At 67.3% G+C, this 18,015-nt stretch carries 16 protein-coding genes; 10 read left to right on the forward strand and 6 right to left on the reverse strand.

Annotated features, from left to right (window positions below):
- Positions 1 to 13: 13 nt before the first annotated feature.
- Both HWX25_RS14685 and HWX25_RS14690 read right to left on the reverse strand, forming a co-directional pair.
- Positions 14 to 1,690, reverse strand: coding sequence for a glycosyltransferase family 39 protein (locus HWX25_RS14685; RefSeq protein ID WP_059693280.1), 1,677 nt, complete (start codon positions 1,688 to 1,690; stop codon positions 14 to 16).
- A 134-nt stretch (positions 1,691 to 1,824) separates the two neighbouring features.
- Complete coding sequence (locus HWX25_RS14690; RefSeq protein ID WP_175908913.1) at positions 1,825 to 2,199, reverse strand: Mth938-like domain-containing protein; 375 nt, start codon at positions 2,197 to 2,199, stop codon at positions 1,825 to 1,827.
- Positions 2,200 to 2,515: 316 nt separating this feature from the next.
- Here HWX25_RS14690 and HWX25_RS14695 point away from each other — a divergent pair, with 316 nt between their 5' ends.
- The 6 genes from HWX25_RS14695 (at position 2,516) to HWX25_RS14720 (ending at position 9,037) form a co-directional block, all read left to right on the forward strand.
- Complete coding sequence (locus HWX25_RS14695) at positions 2,516 to 3,754, forward strand: pyridoxal phosphate-dependent aminotransferase (RefSeq protein ID WP_175908914.1); 1,239 nt, start codon at positions 2,516 to 2,518, stop codon at positions 3,752 to 3,754.
- A gap of 56 nt (positions 3,755 to 3,810) precedes the next feature.
- Positions 3,811 to 5,139, forward strand: coding sequence for a homoserine dehydrogenase (locus HWX25_RS14700; RefSeq protein WP_175908915.1), 1,329 nt, complete (start codon positions 3,811 to 3,813; stop codon positions 5,137 to 5,139).
- Between the two features lie 14 nt (positions 5,140 to 5,153).
- Entirely contained in the window at positions 5,154 to 6,605 is a 1,452-nt protein-coding gene (thrC, locus tag HWX25_RS14705) for a threonine synthase (protein WP_175908916.1), read from the forward strand.
- A 267-nt stretch (positions 6,606 to 6,872) separates the two neighbouring features.
- Positions 6,873 to 8,120, forward strand: a complete 1,248-nt coding sequence (glp, locus tag HWX25_RS14710) for a gephyrin-like molybdotransferase Glp (RefSeq protein WP_175908917.1) — start codon at positions 6,873 to 6,875, stop codon at positions 8,118 to 8,120.
- Positions 8,121 to 8,139: 19 nt separating this feature from the next.
- On the forward strand, positions 8,140 to 8,397 hold the full coding sequence (gene moaD, locus HWX25_RS14715) for a molybdopterin converting factor subunit 1 (protein ID WP_006758354.1): 258 nt from the start codon (positions 8,140 to 8,142) through the stop codon (positions 8,395 to 8,397).
- Positions 8,398 to 8,557: 160 nt separating this feature from the next.
- Positions 8,558 to 9,037 (forward strand): molybdenum cofactor biosynthesis protein MoaE, encoded by a 480-nt coding sequence (locus HWX25_RS14720; RefSeq protein WP_175908918.1) that lies wholly within the window; start codon positions 8,558 to 8,560, stop codon positions 9,035 to 9,037.
- Positions 9,038 to 9,106: 69 nt separating this feature from the next.
- Here the strand turns inward: HWX25_RS14720 and HWX25_RS14725 are convergent, their stop codons facing one another.
- Positions 9,107 to 9,667, reverse strand: coding sequence for a group III truncated hemoglobin (locus HWX25_RS14725; RefSeq protein ID WP_175908919.1), 561 nt, complete (start codon positions 9,665 to 9,667; stop codon positions 9,107 to 9,109).
- Positions 9,668 to 9,932: 265 nt separating this feature from the next.
- On the opposite strand from HWX25_RS14725, the gene HWX25_RS14730 reads away from it, so the two are divergent.
- Together HWX25_RS14730 and clpB are read left to right on the forward strand one after the other, a co-directional pair.
- Positions 9,933 to 10,451 (forward strand): Rrf2 family transcriptional regulator, encoded by a 519-nt coding sequence (locus tag HWX25_RS14730; protein WP_059817569.1) that lies wholly within the window; start codon positions 9,933 to 9,935, stop codon positions 10,449 to 10,451.
- A 156-nt stretch (positions 10,452 to 10,607) separates the two neighbouring features.
- Positions 10,608 to 13,205, forward strand: a complete 2,598-nt coding sequence (clpB, locus tag HWX25_RS14735) for an ATP-dependent chaperone ClpB (RefSeq protein WP_175908920.1) — start codon at positions 10,608 to 10,610, stop codon at positions 13,203 to 13,205.
- A 128-nt stretch (positions 13,206 to 13,333) separates the two neighbouring features.
- Here clpB and HWX25_RS14740 read toward each other — a convergent pair whose 3' ends face one another.
- Together HWX25_RS14740 and HWX25_RS14745 are read right to left on the reverse strand one after the other, a co-directional pair.
- Positions 13,334 to 13,762 carry a YidB family protein gene (locus tag HWX25_RS14740; protein ID WP_059529856.1) on the reverse strand — a complete coding sequence of 143 codons (429 nt, stop codon included), beginning with the start codon at positions 13,760 to 13,762 and terminating at the stop codon, positions 13,334 to 13,336.
- Between the two features lie 88 nt (positions 13,763 to 13,850).
- The gene (locus HWX25_RS14745) at positions 13,851 to 14,441 is read right to left on the reverse strand and encodes a helix-hairpin-helix domain-containing protein (RefSeq protein ID WP_175908921.1); all 591 of its coding nucleotides are present in this window, start codon (positions 14,439 to 14,441) and stop codon (positions 13,851 to 13,853) included.
- Positions 14,442 to 14,727: 286 nt separating this feature from the next.
- On the opposite strand from HWX25_RS14745, the gene HWX25_RS14750 reads away from it, so the two are divergent.
- Positions 14,728 to 15,189 (forward strand): MerR family transcriptional regulator, encoded by a 462-nt coding sequence (locus HWX25_RS14750; RefSeq protein WP_175908922.1) that lies wholly within the window; start codon positions 14,728 to 14,730, stop codon positions 15,187 to 15,189.
- The gene (locus HWX25_RS14755) at positions 15,173 to 15,607 is read left to right on the forward strand and encodes a carboxymuconolactone decarboxylase family protein (RefSeq protein WP_175908923.1); all 435 of its coding nucleotides are present in this window, start codon (positions 15,173 to 15,175) and stop codon (positions 15,605 to 15,607) included. The genes HWX25_RS14750 and HWX25_RS14755 overlap by 17 nt, the downstream gene beginning before the upstream one ends.
- A gap of 19 nt (positions 15,608 to 15,626) precedes the next feature.
- Here HWX25_RS14755 and HWX25_RS14760 read toward each other — a convergent pair whose 3' ends face one another.
- Positions 15,627 to 17,543, reverse strand: coding sequence for a sigma-54-dependent Fis family transcriptional regulator (locus HWX25_RS14760; protein WP_175908924.1), 1,917 nt, complete (start codon positions 17,541 to 17,543; stop codon positions 15,627 to 15,629).
- Positions 17,544 to 18,015: the final 472 nt, after the last annotated feature.

Raw genomic sequence — 18,015 nt, forward strand, 5'->3', positions numbered from 1 at the left:
GCGGCGGGCGTCCTTACGATTGCGGTTTCTCGACGATCACGCGGCGGTTGTCGCGCGCGATCACGCGCATCGGCACGCCTTGCTTGACCAGCGTGTCGTACTGGCCGGGCGGCATGATCGCGAGCGCATGGGTTTCCTGCTTCCAGCGTTCGATCCATTGGTCGACGGTCGGGATCCACTTGTTCGGCTCGACCGAGATCCCGAATGCGAGTTCGTCCTGGCGCTGGACCATGATCGTCGTGTGGCCCATATAGAACGGGAACGTGTGATCGAGCATCTCGATCGAGTAGAACGGCGTGTCGGGCGGCAGCTTCGCCAGTTCGGCGCGCACGGCGGGCGCGAGCAGCGCGCCCGAGCTGTAGCGCCCGAATTCGTCGTGACCGGTGCCGCCGATCGTGCCGAACGCGAGCCACGCGGCGCCGAACGCGGTGATCGCGGCCGCGACGCCCACGCGACGGTTCAGCCATGCAGCCGCGAGCGTCAGCGCGCCCGCGACCGCGAGGCCCGCGTACAGCCATAGCTGGAACGCGCGGTACAGCGCATTCGGCGTGCGGGCGTCGCCCTGATATGCGAGGAAGATGATCCCGAACGCCGCGACGACGAAGAACACGAGGTAGCCGAGCAGGTGACGGCGGAACCGGTCGGCGCTCATCAGCGGCAGGTACGCGCCGATCATCAGCGCGAGCGCGGGCGCGACCGGCAGCACGTACGAGATCAGCTTCGAATGCGATGCGCTGAAGAACAGGAAGATGAACGCGCTCCAGATCAGCAGCACGAGCATCGGGGAGAAGCCGTTCGGCTGACGCGGCATGCGCAGTGCATGGCGGAGGCTCTGCCACGCGACCGACAGCCACGGCAGGAAGCCGACCAGCAGCACCGGCACGAAATAGTAGAGCGGGCCCGGGCGGTTCTGTTCCGGGGTCAGGTACCGGCGGAACTGCTGGACGATGAAGAAGAAGTTGAAGAACTCGGGGTTGCGCTGCTGGACGAGCACGAACCACGGCGTGACGATCGCGAAGAAGATCACGAGCCCGCTGACCAGATACAGCCGCTTCCACAGCGCCCAGTCGCGGGCGATCAGCGTATAGAGCACCAGCACGGCGCCGGGCAGGATCAGGCCGACAAGGCCCTTGGACAGCACGGCGAACGCCATCGCGGCCCAGCACGCCCACATCCAGCCGCGCGCCGCGCCCGCCTGCAGCCCGGGCCGCTGCGCGAGCAGCAGCGAGCAGAGCGACAGCGTCATCCAGAACGCGAGCCCCATGTCGAGCGCGTTGAAGTGGCCCATCAGGTTCCAGTACGGCGAGCACGCGAGCACGACGGCCGCGAGGAAGCCGGACAGCGGGTTGAACAGGCGCGCGCCCGTGAAGCCGACCAGCAGCACGCCGGCGAAGCTGGCGAGGCCCGTGTAGAGGCGCGCCTGCCATTCGCCGATGCCGAACCACGCGAACGTCAGCGCGTTCAGCCACGTTTGCAGCGGCGGCTTCTCGAAGTACTTGTAGCCGTTGTAGCGCGGCGTGATCCAGTCGCCGGTGACGAACATTTCCCGCGCCATTTCCGCGTAGCGGCCTTCGTCGCTCGGGATCAGGTGGCGCAGCCCGAGCGGCGCGAACCAGACGATCGCGAGTGCGACGAGCAGGAGGACGAGCGTGATGCGGTTGAGCGGTAGCCTCGACGGCGTATCGTTCATGGATTTTCAGCCTGTTGGTTGTTGTGAGAGCCGCCGGCGGGTTGCGCCGGGGCGGTCGGCTTGCCGGTCATCGACCCGGACGACGATCCGGGGATCGACCCGGTGTGCCGGCCCGAGTTTTACCGCAACAGTGATTAACGTTCAATTAAGAGCGCGGCGGCGACCTTGCGGCCCTCGGCCATCAGGATGTTGTAGGTGCGGCAGGCGGCCTGGAAATCCATCGTCTCGACGCCGATCCGCTTGGCCGTGAGCGCGGCCACGAGACGCGGGTGCGGGAAGCGCAGCCGTGCGCCGCTGCCGAAGATCACGAGCTCGGGCGCCGGGTCGAGCAGCATCGCGAAATGCTCGGGCGCGAGCGCGTCGAACGACGACACGGGCCAGTCCCGCACCGGTGCGCCGGGCAGCACGATGACGCTTCTTTCGTGGCGTTGGAGGTTGACGTCGACATAATCGGGGCCGTAGCCGGTGACGGTGTTGAGCGCGCCGCTCGCGTCCTGGTGCAGTTTCAAATCGGTATTCCGCGGTTCCGTGGAGGGAGTGTCTGGCAAGGGCCGCACGGGCCCGGGCGGCCGGTTTCGCGACCGCCGCGCGCGGGACGCCTGACGGCGCGGGCCCGGAGCGGCCATGGTGCATTGCGAAAGTCGGCCAAAATCCGCTAAATTATAACTTTTTGGTCGCCCCCGGGCGCCACTTGCATCGTGCGTCGCCACAAGCCGCGTCCGACCGCCCGCATTTTCCCCAGTCTAGACAGCGCGCACAGACCGGCCGCTCTCCAGTTTTGATCCCGTCCCCCGGCCGCAAGGCCAACCCAGGAACCGTGTCGTCGTGAAACCGATTCAGAAGTCGAACAAGCTGCTCAACGTCTGCTACGACATCCGTGGCCCGGTGCTCGAGCACGCGAAGCGCCTCGAGGAAGAAGGCCACCGCATCATCAAGCTGAACATCGGCAACCTCGCGCCGTTCGGTTTCGACGCGCCGGACGAAATCATCCAGGACATGATCCGCAACCTGCCGGCGTCGTCCGGCTATTCGGATTCGAAGGGCGTGTTCTCGGCCCGCAAGGCCGTGATGCACTACACGCAGCAAAAGGGTGTCGTCGGCGTCGGTCTCGACGACATCTACATCGGCAACGGCGCGTCCGAACTGATCGTGATGGCGACCCAGGCGCTCCTGAACGACGGCGACGAAGTGCTGCTGCCGGCGCCCGACTACCCGCTGTGGACGGCCGCCGTGAGCCTGTCGGGCGGCACGCCCGTGCATTACGTGTGCGACGAGCAGAACGCGTGGATGCCCGACCTCGACGACATCCGCCGCAAGATCACGCCGAACACCAAGGCGATCGTCGTGATCAACCCGAACAACCCGACCGGCGCGCTTTATTCCGACGAATTGCTGCGCGATCTGCTCGAGATCGCGCGCCAGCACGGGCTGATCGTGTTCGCCGACGAGGTCTACGACAAGATCGTCTACGACGGGCTCGAGCACACGGCGCTGGGCTCGCTGTCGGAAGACGTGATCACCGTCACGTTCAACAGCCTGTCGAAGAGCTATCGCTCGTGCGGCTATCGCGCGGGCTGGATGGCCGTGTCGGGCCTCGGCGGCGACAACCGCCGGCGCGCGAAGGATTATCTGGAAGGGCTCGGGATCCTGTCGTCGATGCGCCTGTGCGCGAACGTGCCCGGGCAGTTCGCTATCCAGACCGCGCTCGGCGGCTACCAGAGCATCAAGGAGCTGATCGTGCCGAGCGGGCGCCTGTACAAGCAGCGCGAGCTGGCGTACGACATGCTCACGTCGATTCCGGGCGTGACCTGCGTGAAGCCGCAGGCCGCGCTGTACATGTTCCCGCGTCTCGATCCGAAGCTCTATCCGATCCAGAACGACCAGCAGTTTATCCTCGACCTGTTGCTCGAGGAACGCGTGCTGCTCGTGCAGGGGACGGGCTTCAACTGGGCGGCGCCGGATCACTTCCGCGTGGTCTTCCTGCCGAACCTCGACGACCTGACCGATTCGATCAACCGGATCGCGCGCTTCCTCGACGGCTACCGCAAGCGCCATTCGGTCTGAGCGGACAAGGTCCCCGGCATTCATTCATTCATTCTTACTCATCGATCACACGCAGCATGGAACCGATCAAAGTTGGCCTGTTGGGCTTCGGCACCGTCGGCAGCGGCACCTTCACGGTGCTGCACCGCAACCAGGAAGAAATCAAGCGACGCGCGGGGCGCGGCATCGAGGTCGCGCGCATCGCGGTGCGCAAACCGGCCAAGGCGCAGGCCGCGCTCGGCGGTAACGCCGGCACCGCGCAGATCACCGACGATTTCAATGCGGTCGTCGACGATCCGTCGATTTCGATCATCGCCGAGATGATCGGCGGCACGGGCATCGCGCGCGAGCTCGTGCTGCGCGCGATCGCGAACGGCAAGCACGTCGTGACGGCGAACAAGGCGCTGCTCGCGGTGCACGGCACCGAGATCTTCGAGGCCGCGCGCGAAAAGGGCGTGATGGTCGCGTTCGAGGCGGCCGTCGCCGGCGGCATTCCGATCATCAAGGCGCTGCGCGAAGGCCTGACCGCGAACCGCATCCAGTACATCGCCGGCATCATCAACGGCACGACGAACTACATCCTGTCGGAAATGCGCGATCGCGGCCTCGACTTCGCAACCGCGCTGAAGGCCGCGCAGGAGCTCGGTTACGCGGAAGCCGATCCGACCTTCGACATCGAAGGCGTCGACGCCGCGCACAAGGCGACCATCATGAGCGCGATCGCGTTCGGCGTGCCGGTCCAGTTCGACCGCGCGTACGTCGAAGGCATCAGCAAGCTCGACGCGACCGACATCCGCTACGCGGAAGAACTCGGCTACCGGATCAAGCTGCTCGGCATCACGCGCCGCGCCGAAAACGGCATCGAGCTGCGCGTGCATCCGACGCTGATTCCCGAGAAGCGCCTGCTCGCGAACGTCGAGGGTGCGATGAACGCGGTCGTCGTGCACGGCGACGCGGTCGGCACGACGCTGTATTACGGCAAGGGTGCGGGCGCGGAACCGACCGCGTCGGCGGTCGTCGCGGATCTCGTCGACGTCACGCGCCTGCACACGGCCGACCCCGAGCATCGCGTCCCGCATCTCGCGTTCCAGCCGGACAGCCTGTCGAACACGCCGATCCTGCCGATCGAGGAAGTGACGAGCGGCTACTACCTGCGCCTGCGCGTGGCCGACCAGACGGGCGTGCTCGCGGACATCACGCGCATCCTCGCCGCGACGGGCATTTCGATCGACGCGCTGCTGCAGAAGGAATCGGAGCAGGTCGACGACGCGAACGGCGAAACCGACATCATCCTGATCACGCACGAGACGCTGGAGAAGCACGTGAACGCGGCGATCGCGCAGATCGAAGGCCTCGCGACGGTGGTCTCGAAGGTGACGAAGCTGCGCATGGAAGCGCTGAACTGAGGACCAGGAACGACATGAACTACATCTCCACGCGCGGCGCCGGCATCGGCGAGCGCCACACGTTCTCCGACATCCTGCTCGGCGGTCTCGCGAAGGACGGCGGGCTGTACCTGCCGGCCGAGTACCCGAAGGTGTCGGCCGACGAACTGGCCCGCTGGCGCACGCTGCCGTACGCGGATCTCGCGTTCGAGATCCTGTCGAAGTTCTGCGACGACGTGCCGGCCGACGACTTGCGCGCGATCACGCGCCGCACGTATACGGCCGCCGTGTACAGCAACACGCGCCACGGCGAGAACGCGTCCGACATCACGCCGCTGAAGACGCTCGGCAGCGAGAACGGCGCGCCGATCTCGCTGCTCGAACTGTCGAACGGCCCGACGCTCGCGTTCAAGGACATGGCGATGCAGCTGCTCGGCAACCTGTTCGAGTACACGCTCGCGAAGCACGGCGAAGCGCTGAACATCCTCGGCGCGACGTCGGGCGACACGGGCAGCGCGGCCGAATACGCGATGCGCGGCAAGGCCGGCGTGCGCGTGTTCATGCTGTCGCCGCACAAGAAGATGAGCGCGTTCCAGACCGCCCAGATGTTCAGCCTGCAGGATCCGAACATCTTCAACCTCGCGGTCGAAGGCGTGTTCGACGACTGCCAGGACATCGTGAAGGCCGTGTCGAACGATCACGCGTTCAAGGCGCAGCAGAAGATCGGCACCGTCAACTCGATCAACTGGGCGCGTGTCGTCGCGCAGGTCGTGTACTACTTCAAGGGCTATTTCGCGGCGACGACGTCCAACGACGAGCGCGTGTCGTTCACGGTGCCCTCGGGCAACTTCGGCAACGTCTGTGCGGGTCACATCGCGCGGATGATGGGCCTGCCGATCGCGAAGCTCGTGGTCGCGACCAACGAGAACGACGTGCTCGACGAGTTCTTCCGCACCGGCGCATATCGCGTGCGCAGCGCGGAAAACACGTATCACACGAGCAGCCCGAGCATGGACATCTCGAAGGCGTCGAACTTCGAGCGCTTCGTGTTCGACCTGCTCGGCCGCGATCCGGCACGCGTGATGCAGCTGTTCCGCGACGTCGAGGAGAAGGGCGGTTTCGATCTCGCGGCGAGCGGCGACTTCGCGCGCGTCGCCGAGTTCGGCTTCGTGTCGGGTCGCAGCAGCCACACGGACCGCATCGCGACGATCCGCGACGTGTTCTCGCGCTACGACACGATGATCGATACGCACACGGCCGACGGCGTGAAGGTCGCGCGCGAGCACCTCGACGCGGGCGTGCCGATGATCGTGCTCGAGACGGCCCAGCCGATCAAGTTCGGCGAGACGATCCGCGAGGCGCTCGATCGTGAGGCCGAGCGGCCGGCCGCATTCGACGGGCTCGAGGCGCTGCCGCAGCGTTTCGAGGTCGTGAAGGCCGATGCGCAGCAGGTGAAGGACTTCATCGCCGCGCATACGGGCGCATAACGTAGCACCCGGAGCAGCGCCGGGCCGCGGGGTCGCAAGCTCCGCGACTCAGGACGGCCGGAATGCCGATTCGTCGCACGGATCGGGGTTCCGGCCGTTTCGCTTGGTGGCGGCCGCGCGCGGGCGCGTTGCCGGATGGCGCGCGAAACAAGTGCCAGTGCAGCGCGATCGCGCCGATCACAGTTGCCGCATGTCCGGCATATCGCGCGTGGGCGCGATGGCGTCGCTACAATGACGTATTGATTCCAACGATCCCCGATTCCATCGATGTCGAACCCGAATCCCGCGGCGCCGCGCGCGCCGATGCTGTCGACCGCCGAAGCGCTCTCCGCGCTGCTCGAAGCCGCGAAGCCGCTGCACGGCGCCGAAACCGTCGCCACGCTCGACGGTCTCGGCCGTGTGCTGGCGGCCGACGTGAGCTCGCCGCTCGACGTGCCGCCGATGCATACGAGCGCGATGGACGGCTATGCGGTGCGCGTCGCTGACCTGCTGCACGGCGAGCGGCGCCTGCCGGTGTCGCAGCGGATCCCGGCCGGCCACCCGGCCGCGCCGCTCGCGGCGGGCACGGCCGCGCGGATCTTCACCGGCGCGACGGTGCCGCCCGGCGCCGACGCCGTCGTGATGCAGGAGCAGACGTCGGCCGACGGCGATGCGGTCGAAATCCTCCACACGCCGAAGGCCGGTGAATGGATCACCGCGCAGGGCGCGGACATCCGCCAGGGCTCGGTGATCCTGCCGGCCGGGACGCGGCTCACGCCGCAGGCGCTCGGGCTGGCCGCGTCGGTCGGCTGCGCGCAGCTGTCGGTCGCGCGGCGGATTCGCGTCGCCGTGTTCTTCACCGGCGACGAACTGACGATGCCGGGCGAGCCGCTGAAACCCGGCGCGATCTACAATTCGAACCGCTTCACGCTGCGCGGGCTGCTTGAGCGGCTCGGCTGCCATGTGACCGACTTCGGGATCGTGCCCGACTCGCTCGCCGCGACCCGCGACACGCTGCGCGAGGCCGCGCGCGATCACGACGTGATCCTGACGAGCGGCGGCGTATCGGTCGGCGACGAGGATCACGTGAAGCCGGCCGTCGAGGCCGAGGGGCGGCTCGCGCTGTGGCAGATCGCGATGAAGCCGGGCAAGCCGCTCGCGTTCGGCGCGGTGCGCCGCGGCGACGCGCGTCCCGACGCGCATTTCATCGGGCTGCCGGGCAATCCCGTGTCGAGCTTCGTCACGTTCCTGCTGTTCGTGCGGCCGTTCCTGCTGCGCCTGTCCGGCGTGCGCGACGTCGCGCCGCGTGCGCTGTCGCTGCGCGCGGACTTCTCGCAAAGCAAGGGCGATCGGCGCAACGAATTCCTGCGCGCGCGCGTCAACGCGGCCGGCGGCCTCGACCTGTTCCCGAACCAGAGCTCGGCGGTGCTGACGTCGACGGTCTGGGGCGACGGCCTGATCGACAATCCGCCGCAGCACGCGATCAGCGCGGGCGAGACCGTGCGTTTCATTCCGTTTTCCGAACTGCTGTCGTAACGCGACGGCTTCCTGACCCATGAAGATTCAACTGAAATTCTTTGCAAGCGTGCGCGAGGCGCTGGGCGTGTCCGACGAACAGGCTGACGTGCCGGACGGCGTGACGACCGTTGGCGACGTGCGCGCATGGCTGCGCCTGCGCGGCGGCGCGTGGGCCGAGACGCTCGCCGAAGGGCGCGCGTTGCGCATGGCATGCAATCACGAGATGACCGACCCCGATACGCGGCTCACCGATGGTTGCGAGGTCGCATTTTTTCCGCCCGTGACGGGCGGTTGAGCTTTGCGTGGGACCAGAGTAAAGCGCTGAAGCGCTAACTCTGGTCGACCGCGAAGCATGGGACCAGAGTAAAGCGCTGAAGCGCTAACTCTGGTCGACCGCGAAGCATGGGACCAGAGTAAAGCGCTGAAGCGCTAACTCTGGTCGACAGAGGCAGACGATGGCTACGGTACGAGTACAGACTAACGATTTCGACCTGAACGCCGAGGTGGCGGCGCTGCGCGCGCGCAACCCGAAGATCGGCGCGGTCGCCTGCTTCGTCGGCACCGTGCGCGACCTGAACGAAGGCGATTCGGTCGCCGCGATGGAACTCGAGCACTATCCGGGGATGACCGAGAAGGCGCTCGAGAAGATCGCCGCCGAGGCCGCCCGGCGCTGGCCCGGGATCGACGTCGCGATCGTGCATCGCGTCGGCCGGCTGCTGCCGCTCGACCAGATCGTGATGGTCGCGACGGTCGCATCGCATCGCGGCGACGCGTTCGCGTCGTGCGAGTTCGTGATGGACTACCTGAAGACCGAGGCGCCGTTCTGGAAAAAGGAAACGACGCCGGACGGGGAGCGCTGGGTCGATGCCCGCAGCACCGACGATGCGGCGCTCGCGCGCTGGGGTGTCGAATCGGGCAACACGCCGCCGCGTTGAGCGCGGCGTTCGTGTCGTGCGGCGATGTGCCGCAGGCACACAAGCGCTCCGTCGCTGCGAATCGTCGTGTCAGGCGTCCGGATCGGTTCCGCGCCCGATGATCTTCGTCGGAAACGGCTCGCCGCGGGCGCGTGACGGCAGCGGATGCGAATCGTCGCCCGTGTCGCGACGGCGTGGCGCGATCGCGTCGAGCAGCGCCTGCTGCTCGGGTGGAATCTGATAATCCCAGCCGAAGCGGCTCAACTGCAGGCTCTGCGCGATGCGCAGCGCGGGCTCCATGAAGCGGATGGCCGCGGGCGGCGTGTAGCGCCCCTCGACGGTCTTCAGGAACAGCGACAGCCAGCGGCTGAAATGCGCGGGCTCGATCCCGTCGAGTGGCTGGTGCGCCTGCTGCACGTTGCCGCGATAGCCCTTGGTGCCGAGCACGAGGCTCGACCAGAAGCTCACCATCTTCGGCAGATGATCGTCCCAGCGGCCGTCCAGCTTCGCGTCGAACACGCGGCCGAGCAGCGGATCGGCGCGCACGCGGTCGTAGAACGCGTACACGAGGTCACGGATGTTGTCTTCGGTCGGTTCGGCGTCACGAGGGCGGGCCGGGGCGGTTTCGGGCGAGGCGGGCAGGGCGGTCATGGCAAAAGGGGCCGGGAAATCAGGGCGTCGGCGTCGTGACGGCGGAACGGCAGCGTGGGCAACGCGCAGGACGCCGACAGAATTTTCACGCAAAATAGCGTCCACCGATGCCTGAAAAATGCGTAGGTGCCATGCATCTTATTGCGCGCCGGCCGTCCCGGCAACCCGGCGCCGTCAAGCGGACCTCGAGAACCGTCCCGACGCGCGTTTCGATTGATCTGGCCCGCTTGATCGGGGCGCGATCGATCATTTTCCGTATTCGCTCATGAGACTCACCGACTACACCGACTATTCGCTGCGCGTCATGCTGTACCTGGCCGTGCGCGGCGAGGGGCTCGCGACGATCCAGGAGATCTCGGACGCCTACGGCATCTCGAAGAACCATCTGATGAAAGTCGTGCAGCAGCTCGGCGAGCTCGGCTGGGTCGATACCGTCCGCGGCCGCAACGGCGGGCTGCGGCTGTTTCCCGATTCGCTGAAGCTGACGGTCGGCCAGGTGGTGCGCGCGACCGAGAACGATTTCGCGCTGGTCGGCTGCTTTGCGCCCGACGGCGACGAATCGCGCGGCTGCGTGATCGAGCCGCAGTGCCGCCTGAAGGGCGTGCTGGCGGCCGCGCGCGACGCATTCTTCGCCGAACTCGACCGTCACACGCTCGGCGAACTGACCGTGCCCGCGTCGCCGCTCATGGCGCTGCTGGGCATTCGTCCGATCGCGCTGGTGCGTGCCGAGCCGTCCGGGGATGACGCGCCGGCATCCGCCGGCTCGCCGTCGAAGGTCGGCTGACGCGCCGGCACCATCGCCGCCATCCGGGCGGCAGCCGGCCCGCAGGCCGTCGCATCGCCAGCCGGCGATTTTTGCGCTGAATCAACCCGAATTTCGCTTGAAACCCGTATAACCATCCACATCTTGGTGTTAATCGAAAATTGGAGGTCTCGCCAAATGAGAATCGACAAGCTCACCACCAAGTTCCAGGAAGCACTCGCGGACGCCCAAAGCCTCGCGGCAGGCCGCGACAATCAATACATCGAACCCGTTCACGTGCTGGCGGCGCTGGTCGCGCAGCAGGACGGCTCCGCCCGCTCGCTGATGTCGCGCGCGGGCGTTCACGTGCAGACGCTGCAAGGCGCGCTGAACGAAGCCATTTCGCGCCTGCCGCAAGTCACGGGCACGGGCGGCGACATCCAGATCGGCCGCGAGTTGGCCGGGCTGCTGAACCAGGCCGACAAGGAAGCGCAGAAGCTCAACGACACGTTCATCGCGAGCGAGATGTTCCTGCTCGCCGTGTCCGACGACAAGGGCGACGCCGGCAAGCTCGCCCGTCAGCATGGCCTCACGCGCAAGGCGCTCGAAGCCGCGATCGCCGCGGTGCGCGGCGGCTCGCAGGTGCACAGCCAGGACGCGGAAAGCCAGCGCGAGGCGCTGAAGAAATACACAGTCGACCTGACCGAGCGCGCCCGCGCGGGCAAGCTCGATCCGGTGATCGGCCGTGACGACGAAATCCGCCGTTCGATCCAGATCCTGCAGCGCCGGACCAAGAACAACCCGGTGCTGATCGGCGAGCCGGGTGTCGGCAAGACCGCGATCGTCGAAGGGCTCGCGCAGCGTATCGTCAACGGCGAAGTGCCCGAGACGCTGAAGGGCAAGCGCGTGCTGTCGCTCGACATGGCCGCGCTGCTCGCCGGCGCGAAGTATCGCGGCGAGTTCGAGGAGCGCTTGAAGGCCGTGCTCAACGACATCGCCAAGGACGAAGGCCAGACGATCGTGTTCATCGACGAGATCCATACGATGGTCGGTGCCGGCAAGGCCGAAGGCGCGATGGACGCGGGCAACATGCTGAAGCCGGCGTTGTCGCGTGGCGAGCTGCACTGCATCGGCGCGACCACGCTCGACGAATATCGCAAGTACATCGAGAAGGACGCCGCGCTCGAGCGCCGCTTCCAGAAGGTGCTCGTCGACGAGCCGAGCGTCGAGGCGACGATCGCGATCCTGCGCGGGCTGCAGGAGAAGTACGAACTGCACCACGGCGTCGACATCACCGACCCGGCGATCGTCGCCGCGGCCGAGCTGTCGCACCGCTACATCACCGATCGTTTCCTGCCGGACAAGGCGATCGACCTGATCGACGAGGCCGCGTCGAAGATCAAGATGGAAATCGATTCGAAGCCCGAAGAGATGGACAAGCTCGATCGCCGTCTGATCCAGCTGAAGATCGAGCGCGAGGCCGTGAAGAAGGAGCAGGACGAGGCGTCGCAGAAGCGTCTGCAACTGATCGAGGAAGAGATCGATCGTCTCGGCCGCGAATATGCGGACCTGGAAGAGATCTGGACCGCCGAGAAGGCCGCGGTGCAGGGCAGCGCGCAGCTCAAGGAAGAGATCGAGAAGGTGCGGGCCGACATCACGCGTCTGCAGCGTGAAGGCAAGCTGGAGAAGGTCGCCGAGCTGCAGTACGGCAAGCTGCCGCAACTCGAGTCGCAACTGAAGCAGGTCACGCAGGCCGAAGAGCAGGAGCAGCACAACCCGACGCGTCCGCGTCTGCTGCGCACGCAGGTCGGCGCGGAAGAAATCGCGGAAGTCGTGTCGCGCGCAACCGGGATTCCGGTGTCGCGGATGATGCAGGGCGAACGCGAGAAGCTGCTGCACATCGAGGAAAAGCTGCACGAACGCGTGGTCGGCCAGCACGAGGCGATCGGCGCGGTCGCGGATGCGATCCGTCGTTCGCGCGCCGGTCTCGCCGATCCGAACCGCCCGTACGGCTCGTTCCTGTTCCTCGGCCCGACGGGCGTCGGCAAGACCGAGCTGTGCAAGGCGCTGGCGGCGTTCCTGTTCGATTCGGAAGAGCATCTGATCCGCATCGACATGAGCGAGTTCATGGAGAAGCACAGCGTCGCGCGGCTGATCGGCGCGCCGCCGGGCTATGTCGGCTACGAGGAAGGCGGCTACCTGACGGAAGCCGTGCGCCGCAAGCCGTACAGCGTGATCCTGCTCGACGAGATCGAGAAGGCGCACCCGGACGTGTTCAACGTGCTGCTGCAGGTGCTCGACGACGGCCGCATGACCGACGGGCAGGGGCGTACGGTCGACTTCAAGAACACGGTGATCGTGATGACGTCGAACCTCGGCTCGCAGGTGATCCAGGCAATGACGGGTGCACCGCAGGAAGAGATCAAGGACGCCGTGTGGCTCGAAGTGAAGCAGCACTTCCGCCCCGAGTTCCTGAACCGGATCGACGACGTCGTCGTGTTCCACGCGCTCGATCGCAGCAACATCGAATCGATCGCGAAGATCCAGCTCGCGCGCCTGCACGACCGGCTCGCGAAGCTCGACATGGCGCTCGACGTGTCGCCGGCGGCGCTCGAACAGATCGGGAAGGTCGGCTACGATCCGCTGTTCGGCGCGCGGCCGCTGAAGCGCGCGATCCAGCAGGAGATCGAGAACCCGGTCGCGAAGCTGATCCTCGCGGGCCGCTTCGGTCCGAAGGACGTGATCCCGGTCGACGTCAGCGACGGCAAGTTCGTGTTCGACCGCGTCGTGCACTGATCGCCGGTGATCGGCCGCACGCCCGGTTCGCGCCGGGCGCACAAAAACAAACACCCCGCTCAGGCGGGGTGTTTGCATATGGGGCGGCCGAAACCGCCGTCCAGGCCGTCAGCCGGCGCGGTGCGGGCTCAGGCCTGCTTGCCGCCGAACATGCCGGCGAGCTGCGTGAGCGTGCCGAGCACGTTCGACGTATCGACCTGGCCGCCGGCCGGTACTTCGCCGTTCGGCGTCGCGCCGTTGACGACGTGCGGCAGCACCTGCGCGAGGATCGACGATGCCTGGGACGGATCGATGCCGACCTTGCTCGCCAGCGAGCCGACGACGTCGGAACCGAGCACGTTCTGCAGCGTGTCGGCCGAGATCGGCTGGTTTTCGCCGTTGCCGACCCACGAGCCGATGATGTCGCCGGCGCCGCCGGCCTTGAACTTCTCGATCAGGCCGTTCAGGCCGCCCGGCTGGTTGTTGATGAATTCGAGCGCGGTCGTGATGAGCGCGCTTTGCGAGTTGCCGCCGGCCTGGCCGCCGATCAGACCGCCAACGATGTCGAGGAGACCCATGGTTCTTCACCTTCACTGAAAAGGGCGCCGCAACGACGGCGCCCGTTGATCGAATGCCGCGCGCACGCGATCGCACGCGCGGCGCACATCAGGCGCCCGACGCCGCGGCGGCGGAGGCTGCCTTGTCCTTCTTGCTCTTCTTCTTCGAACCCTTCGTCGCTTTCGTGGACGACGCTGCGGCCGGCGCGCTCGCTCCCGCATCGGCGGATGCCGCCGCGGCCGCGGCCGCCTTTTCCTTCTTCGACGCGCGCTTGCCCTTGGCCGGCTTCGACGCCGCTTCCGGCGCGCTGGCGGCCGGGGTCGGCGCCGGCGCTGCGGTCGTCGGCGCCGTGCCTGCCGACGTCGTGGCCGACGGGGTTGCGGACGTCGTCGCGGCCGGCTTCGACAGCTTCACGCCCTTCGGCGGCGTCGACGAGCCGCCGATCGTCAGGCCGTTTTCCTCGAGATGCCCGACCGACTTCGTGCCGAGACCCTTCACGCGGTTCGCGAGATCGTCTGCGTCCTTGAACGGGCCGTTCTTGGTGCGTTCGTCGATGATCGCCTTCGACTTCACGGGCCCGAGGCCCTTCACCGATTCGAGCGCGGCCTGGTCGGCCGTGTTGACTTCGACGGCCGCGGCGAGACCGGCGGCAAGCGACAGCGATAGCGCGACGAACAGCATCAGCAGCTTTTTCAGCATGGCAAAGGCTCCCTGGTTCTGACGGATGAATGGCTGTTGCAACGGACGGCGGGGCGAGGCTTCGCCGGGCGTCGCCGTTAAGCATAGGACAAATGCGTGCCCTTTTTGAGGCAGGCTGACCGAATCTTGCTGAAGGCTTGCGTCGCTGTAAAGACAGAAAGCCGCGCCGTGCGGTGGTTTTGACCATTCTTTACGGTGTCCGCGGCGGTGATTTCAGATCGTTGTACTTGGCTGATCGATAACGCTTGACTTAGAGTGAACTCTAACTCCTAACCTTGATCCTGCCATGTCGAAAACCGTATCCACACCTTCCGCCGCCGGTCCGCTGACGATCGGGCAAGTCGCCGAACTGACCGGCGTGTCGACGCATACGCTGCGGTATTACGAGCAGGCCGGCCTGCTGCGCGCGATTTCGCGCACGGCGGCCGGGCATCGGCTCTATGCGCCGGCCGACCTTGACTGGCTTGCCTTCGTGATGCGCCTGAAGGCGACCGGCATGCCGATCGCGCAGATGCAGCAGTTCGCGGCGCTGCGTGCGCAAGGCGAGTCGACGTTCGGTGCGCGGCGGCGCTTGCTGGCCGAGCATCGCGACGCGGTGCGCGCGCATATCGCGGAACTGCAGGCGAGCCTCGACGCGATCGGCGACAAGATCGCGTATTACGAGACGCAGGAGCGCGAGACGGAACGACGGGCGACCCCTTCTCACTCTTTATCGGAACAGGACGGACACCATGGAACAACGCGTTGACGATCGCTATGCACGGGGCTGGGACAAGCTGAAGGAAATCGACGGTGAAGCGGGCGAGCGCGTGATCGCCGCGCTTGCGTCGATCGCGCCGGATTTCGGCCGAATGGTGATCGAATTTCCGTTCGGCGACGTCTACAGCCGGCCGCAGCTCGACCTGAAGTCGCGCGAAATCGCGACGATCGCGGCGCTGGCCGCGCTCGGCAACGCGCAGCCGCAGTTGAAGGTGCATATCGAGGCCGCGTTGAACGTCGGCTGCACGCGCGACGAGATTGTCGAGGTGTTCATTCAGATGGCCGTCTACGCGGGGTTTCCTGCTGCGCTCAACGCGTTGTTCGCGGCGCACGAGGTGTTCACGCGGCGCGATGAAGCGGCTGGCCGCGACGGCGGCACGACCGAAGCGGTCGCGCACGCCGCGTGACGCGGCGCGTGCCGGTGCGTCAGAGGCGGTGCGGCGCGACGATTCGGTGTTTCGCGATCCGCCGGTACAGCGTCGCGCGCGAGATGCCGAGCGCCTGCGCGGCCGCGTCGGGCCGCCAGCGATGCGCGGTGAGCGCCGCGACGATGCGGCCGCGTTCGTCGTCCGGCAGCGCGCCGGCCGGACCGGCGCCGAGCTGCGCGGCGAGATCGGCCGGCAGGTCGCGCCGCGTCACGCGTGCGGCGTCGCATACCGCGCACGCATAGCGCAGCACGTTGCGCAACTGCCGCACGTTGCCGGGCCACGGGTACGAGGCGAGTTGCTCGGCGAGCGATGCGTCGAGCGTGAGCACGTGGCCGGTCGCCTGCGCTTCCTCGGCGAATACCGCGGCGATCACGTCGCGCACGTCCGCGCGCTCGCGCAGCGGCGGCAGTTCGAACGTCGCGCCGCTCAGCCGGTAATACAGATCCTCGCGGAACGTGCCGTCGGCCACCATGCGCGCGAGATCGCGGTGCGTCGCGCAGATCACGTCGAGATCGACGCGCACCGGCGTATCGCTGCCGAGCGGCACGACCTCGCCGTCGGCGAGCACGCGCAACAGGCGGGTCTGCAGCGTGAGCGGCATGTCGCCGATTTCGTCGAGGAATAGCGTGCCTCCGTCCGCGAGCGCGATCTTGCCGCGCGCGCCGTGCTTGCGCGCACCGGTGAACGCGCCGGCCGCATAGCCGAACAGCTCGCTTTCGATCAGCGCCTCGGGCAGCGCGCCGCAGTTGACCGCGACGAACGGCCGTGCGCGTCGCGCACCGGCATCGTGGATCGCGCGGGCGAATACTTCTTTTCCTGCACCGGTTTCGCCCAGCACGAGAATCGGCAGCCGCTTGCTCGCGACACGCAGCGCGAGTTCGGCCTGTTGAGTGACGCGCGCGTCGCTGCTGTGCAGGAACGGCGTCAGCGCGCCGACGTGGCGCTGCGCGGTGCCGGGGCGGCGCGACGCCGTGCCGGTTTCGCGGCCGGTGCGCCGGAGCGGCGCGCGCAGCCGCGCATAGAGCGGGGCGCCGGTCGCGCGCAGCCGCAGCGCGACGATCGCGTCGAGCCGCGCGGCGTCGCGCAGCGGCATCTCGGTTGCGTCGAAGATCTCGTCGATATGGCGCGGTTCGCGCAGCGCCGGCAGCGCGTCGCGCGCCTGCCGGTTCGCGGCGACGATGTTGCCGCACTCGTCGAACGCGATCAGCCATTCGGGCTGCGCCTCGACGTAGTGACGATTCGGATGCCCGAACAATATCCAGTGCTGCGCGGTGCTGTGCACGAAATAGCCGTCCTCGATCAGCGCCGCGCTCTGCCGCACGAGCTGGTACACGAGGCGCTGGCTGTCGCGGCCGTCCGGCGACTGGACGGCCGACGCGTCGAGCACGCCGATCAGTTCGCCGCCCGGCGCGAAGATCGGGGCCGCGCTGCAGGTGAGCGTGGTGAACGCCGCGCGGAAGTGGTCGGTCTTGTGCACGGTGATCGGTGCGAGATCGGTCAGCACGCTCGCGACCCCGCAGGTGCCTTCTTCGCTTTCCGACCAGCACGAGCCGATGTGCAGCCCCGCATGACGGAAGTCGTTGCGGCGTTCGCGGTCGATCCGGTAGTCGATCGTCACGCCGTGCGCGTCCGTGAGCATCACGCAGTAATCGGCGACGCGAATCATGTCGTGCAGGCGCGTCAGGCACTGGCCCGACGCGCGCAGGAAGGCTTCCTCCTTGTCGCGCACCTCGCGCAGCTCGGCCGCGGTCAGCACGCGCGGGCCGATCGACGAGGCGGGGTCGAGCGCGTAGCGCTCGAGCGAGCGCTGCCACGACGACACGAGACGCGCGGAATCGGCCGGCGCGGGCAGGCGTCCGGCGAGCGCGCCGAGCACACGGTCGGCGTGCTGGGCCTGGGGGACGGCATAGGGCATGGTCGGCTCCGGTTCCGTACGGCGGGGAATTCGATGTTCTTGTAGCACATCCGTCTGCGCGGATCACATTGCATCGCAGCACGCGCGCGGCTGAGACGTTCGTCTCAACGGCATCTCAGCGGGTCTCGCGCGGTTGAGACGCGCGGGCGTGCCACGTGCGACGGCGGCCCGGAGCATGGCGTTGCACGCCGCGCCGCGATGCGCGTGGCTTGCCGGGCAGATCGCAACCCGGATGACGTTGCTGAAACCGGCGCACCGGGAGATCGACCGCGTGAGACGCTCGGACGTTTTCGCGGGGCGTCGGGCCGTCGCGGCCGCAAATGGCGATGGCCCGCATAGCCACCGCGCCAGTCTGCAAGCGGGTTCCGTGGTCGTGGCACGCACGGTGGCACGCCGCTTGCAGATGTCACGGGCAAGCTCGGCGCGGTCGCGTCGGCGACGACGATCCGCTGCCCTCGATGACGGCGGACGA

The sequence above is a fragment of the Burkholderia sp. BCC1640 genome (assembly GCF_902833125.1).
Taxonomy (GTDB): domain Bacteria; phylum Pseudomonadota; class Gammaproteobacteria; order Burkholderiales; family Burkholderiaceae; genus Burkholderia; species Burkholderia diffusa.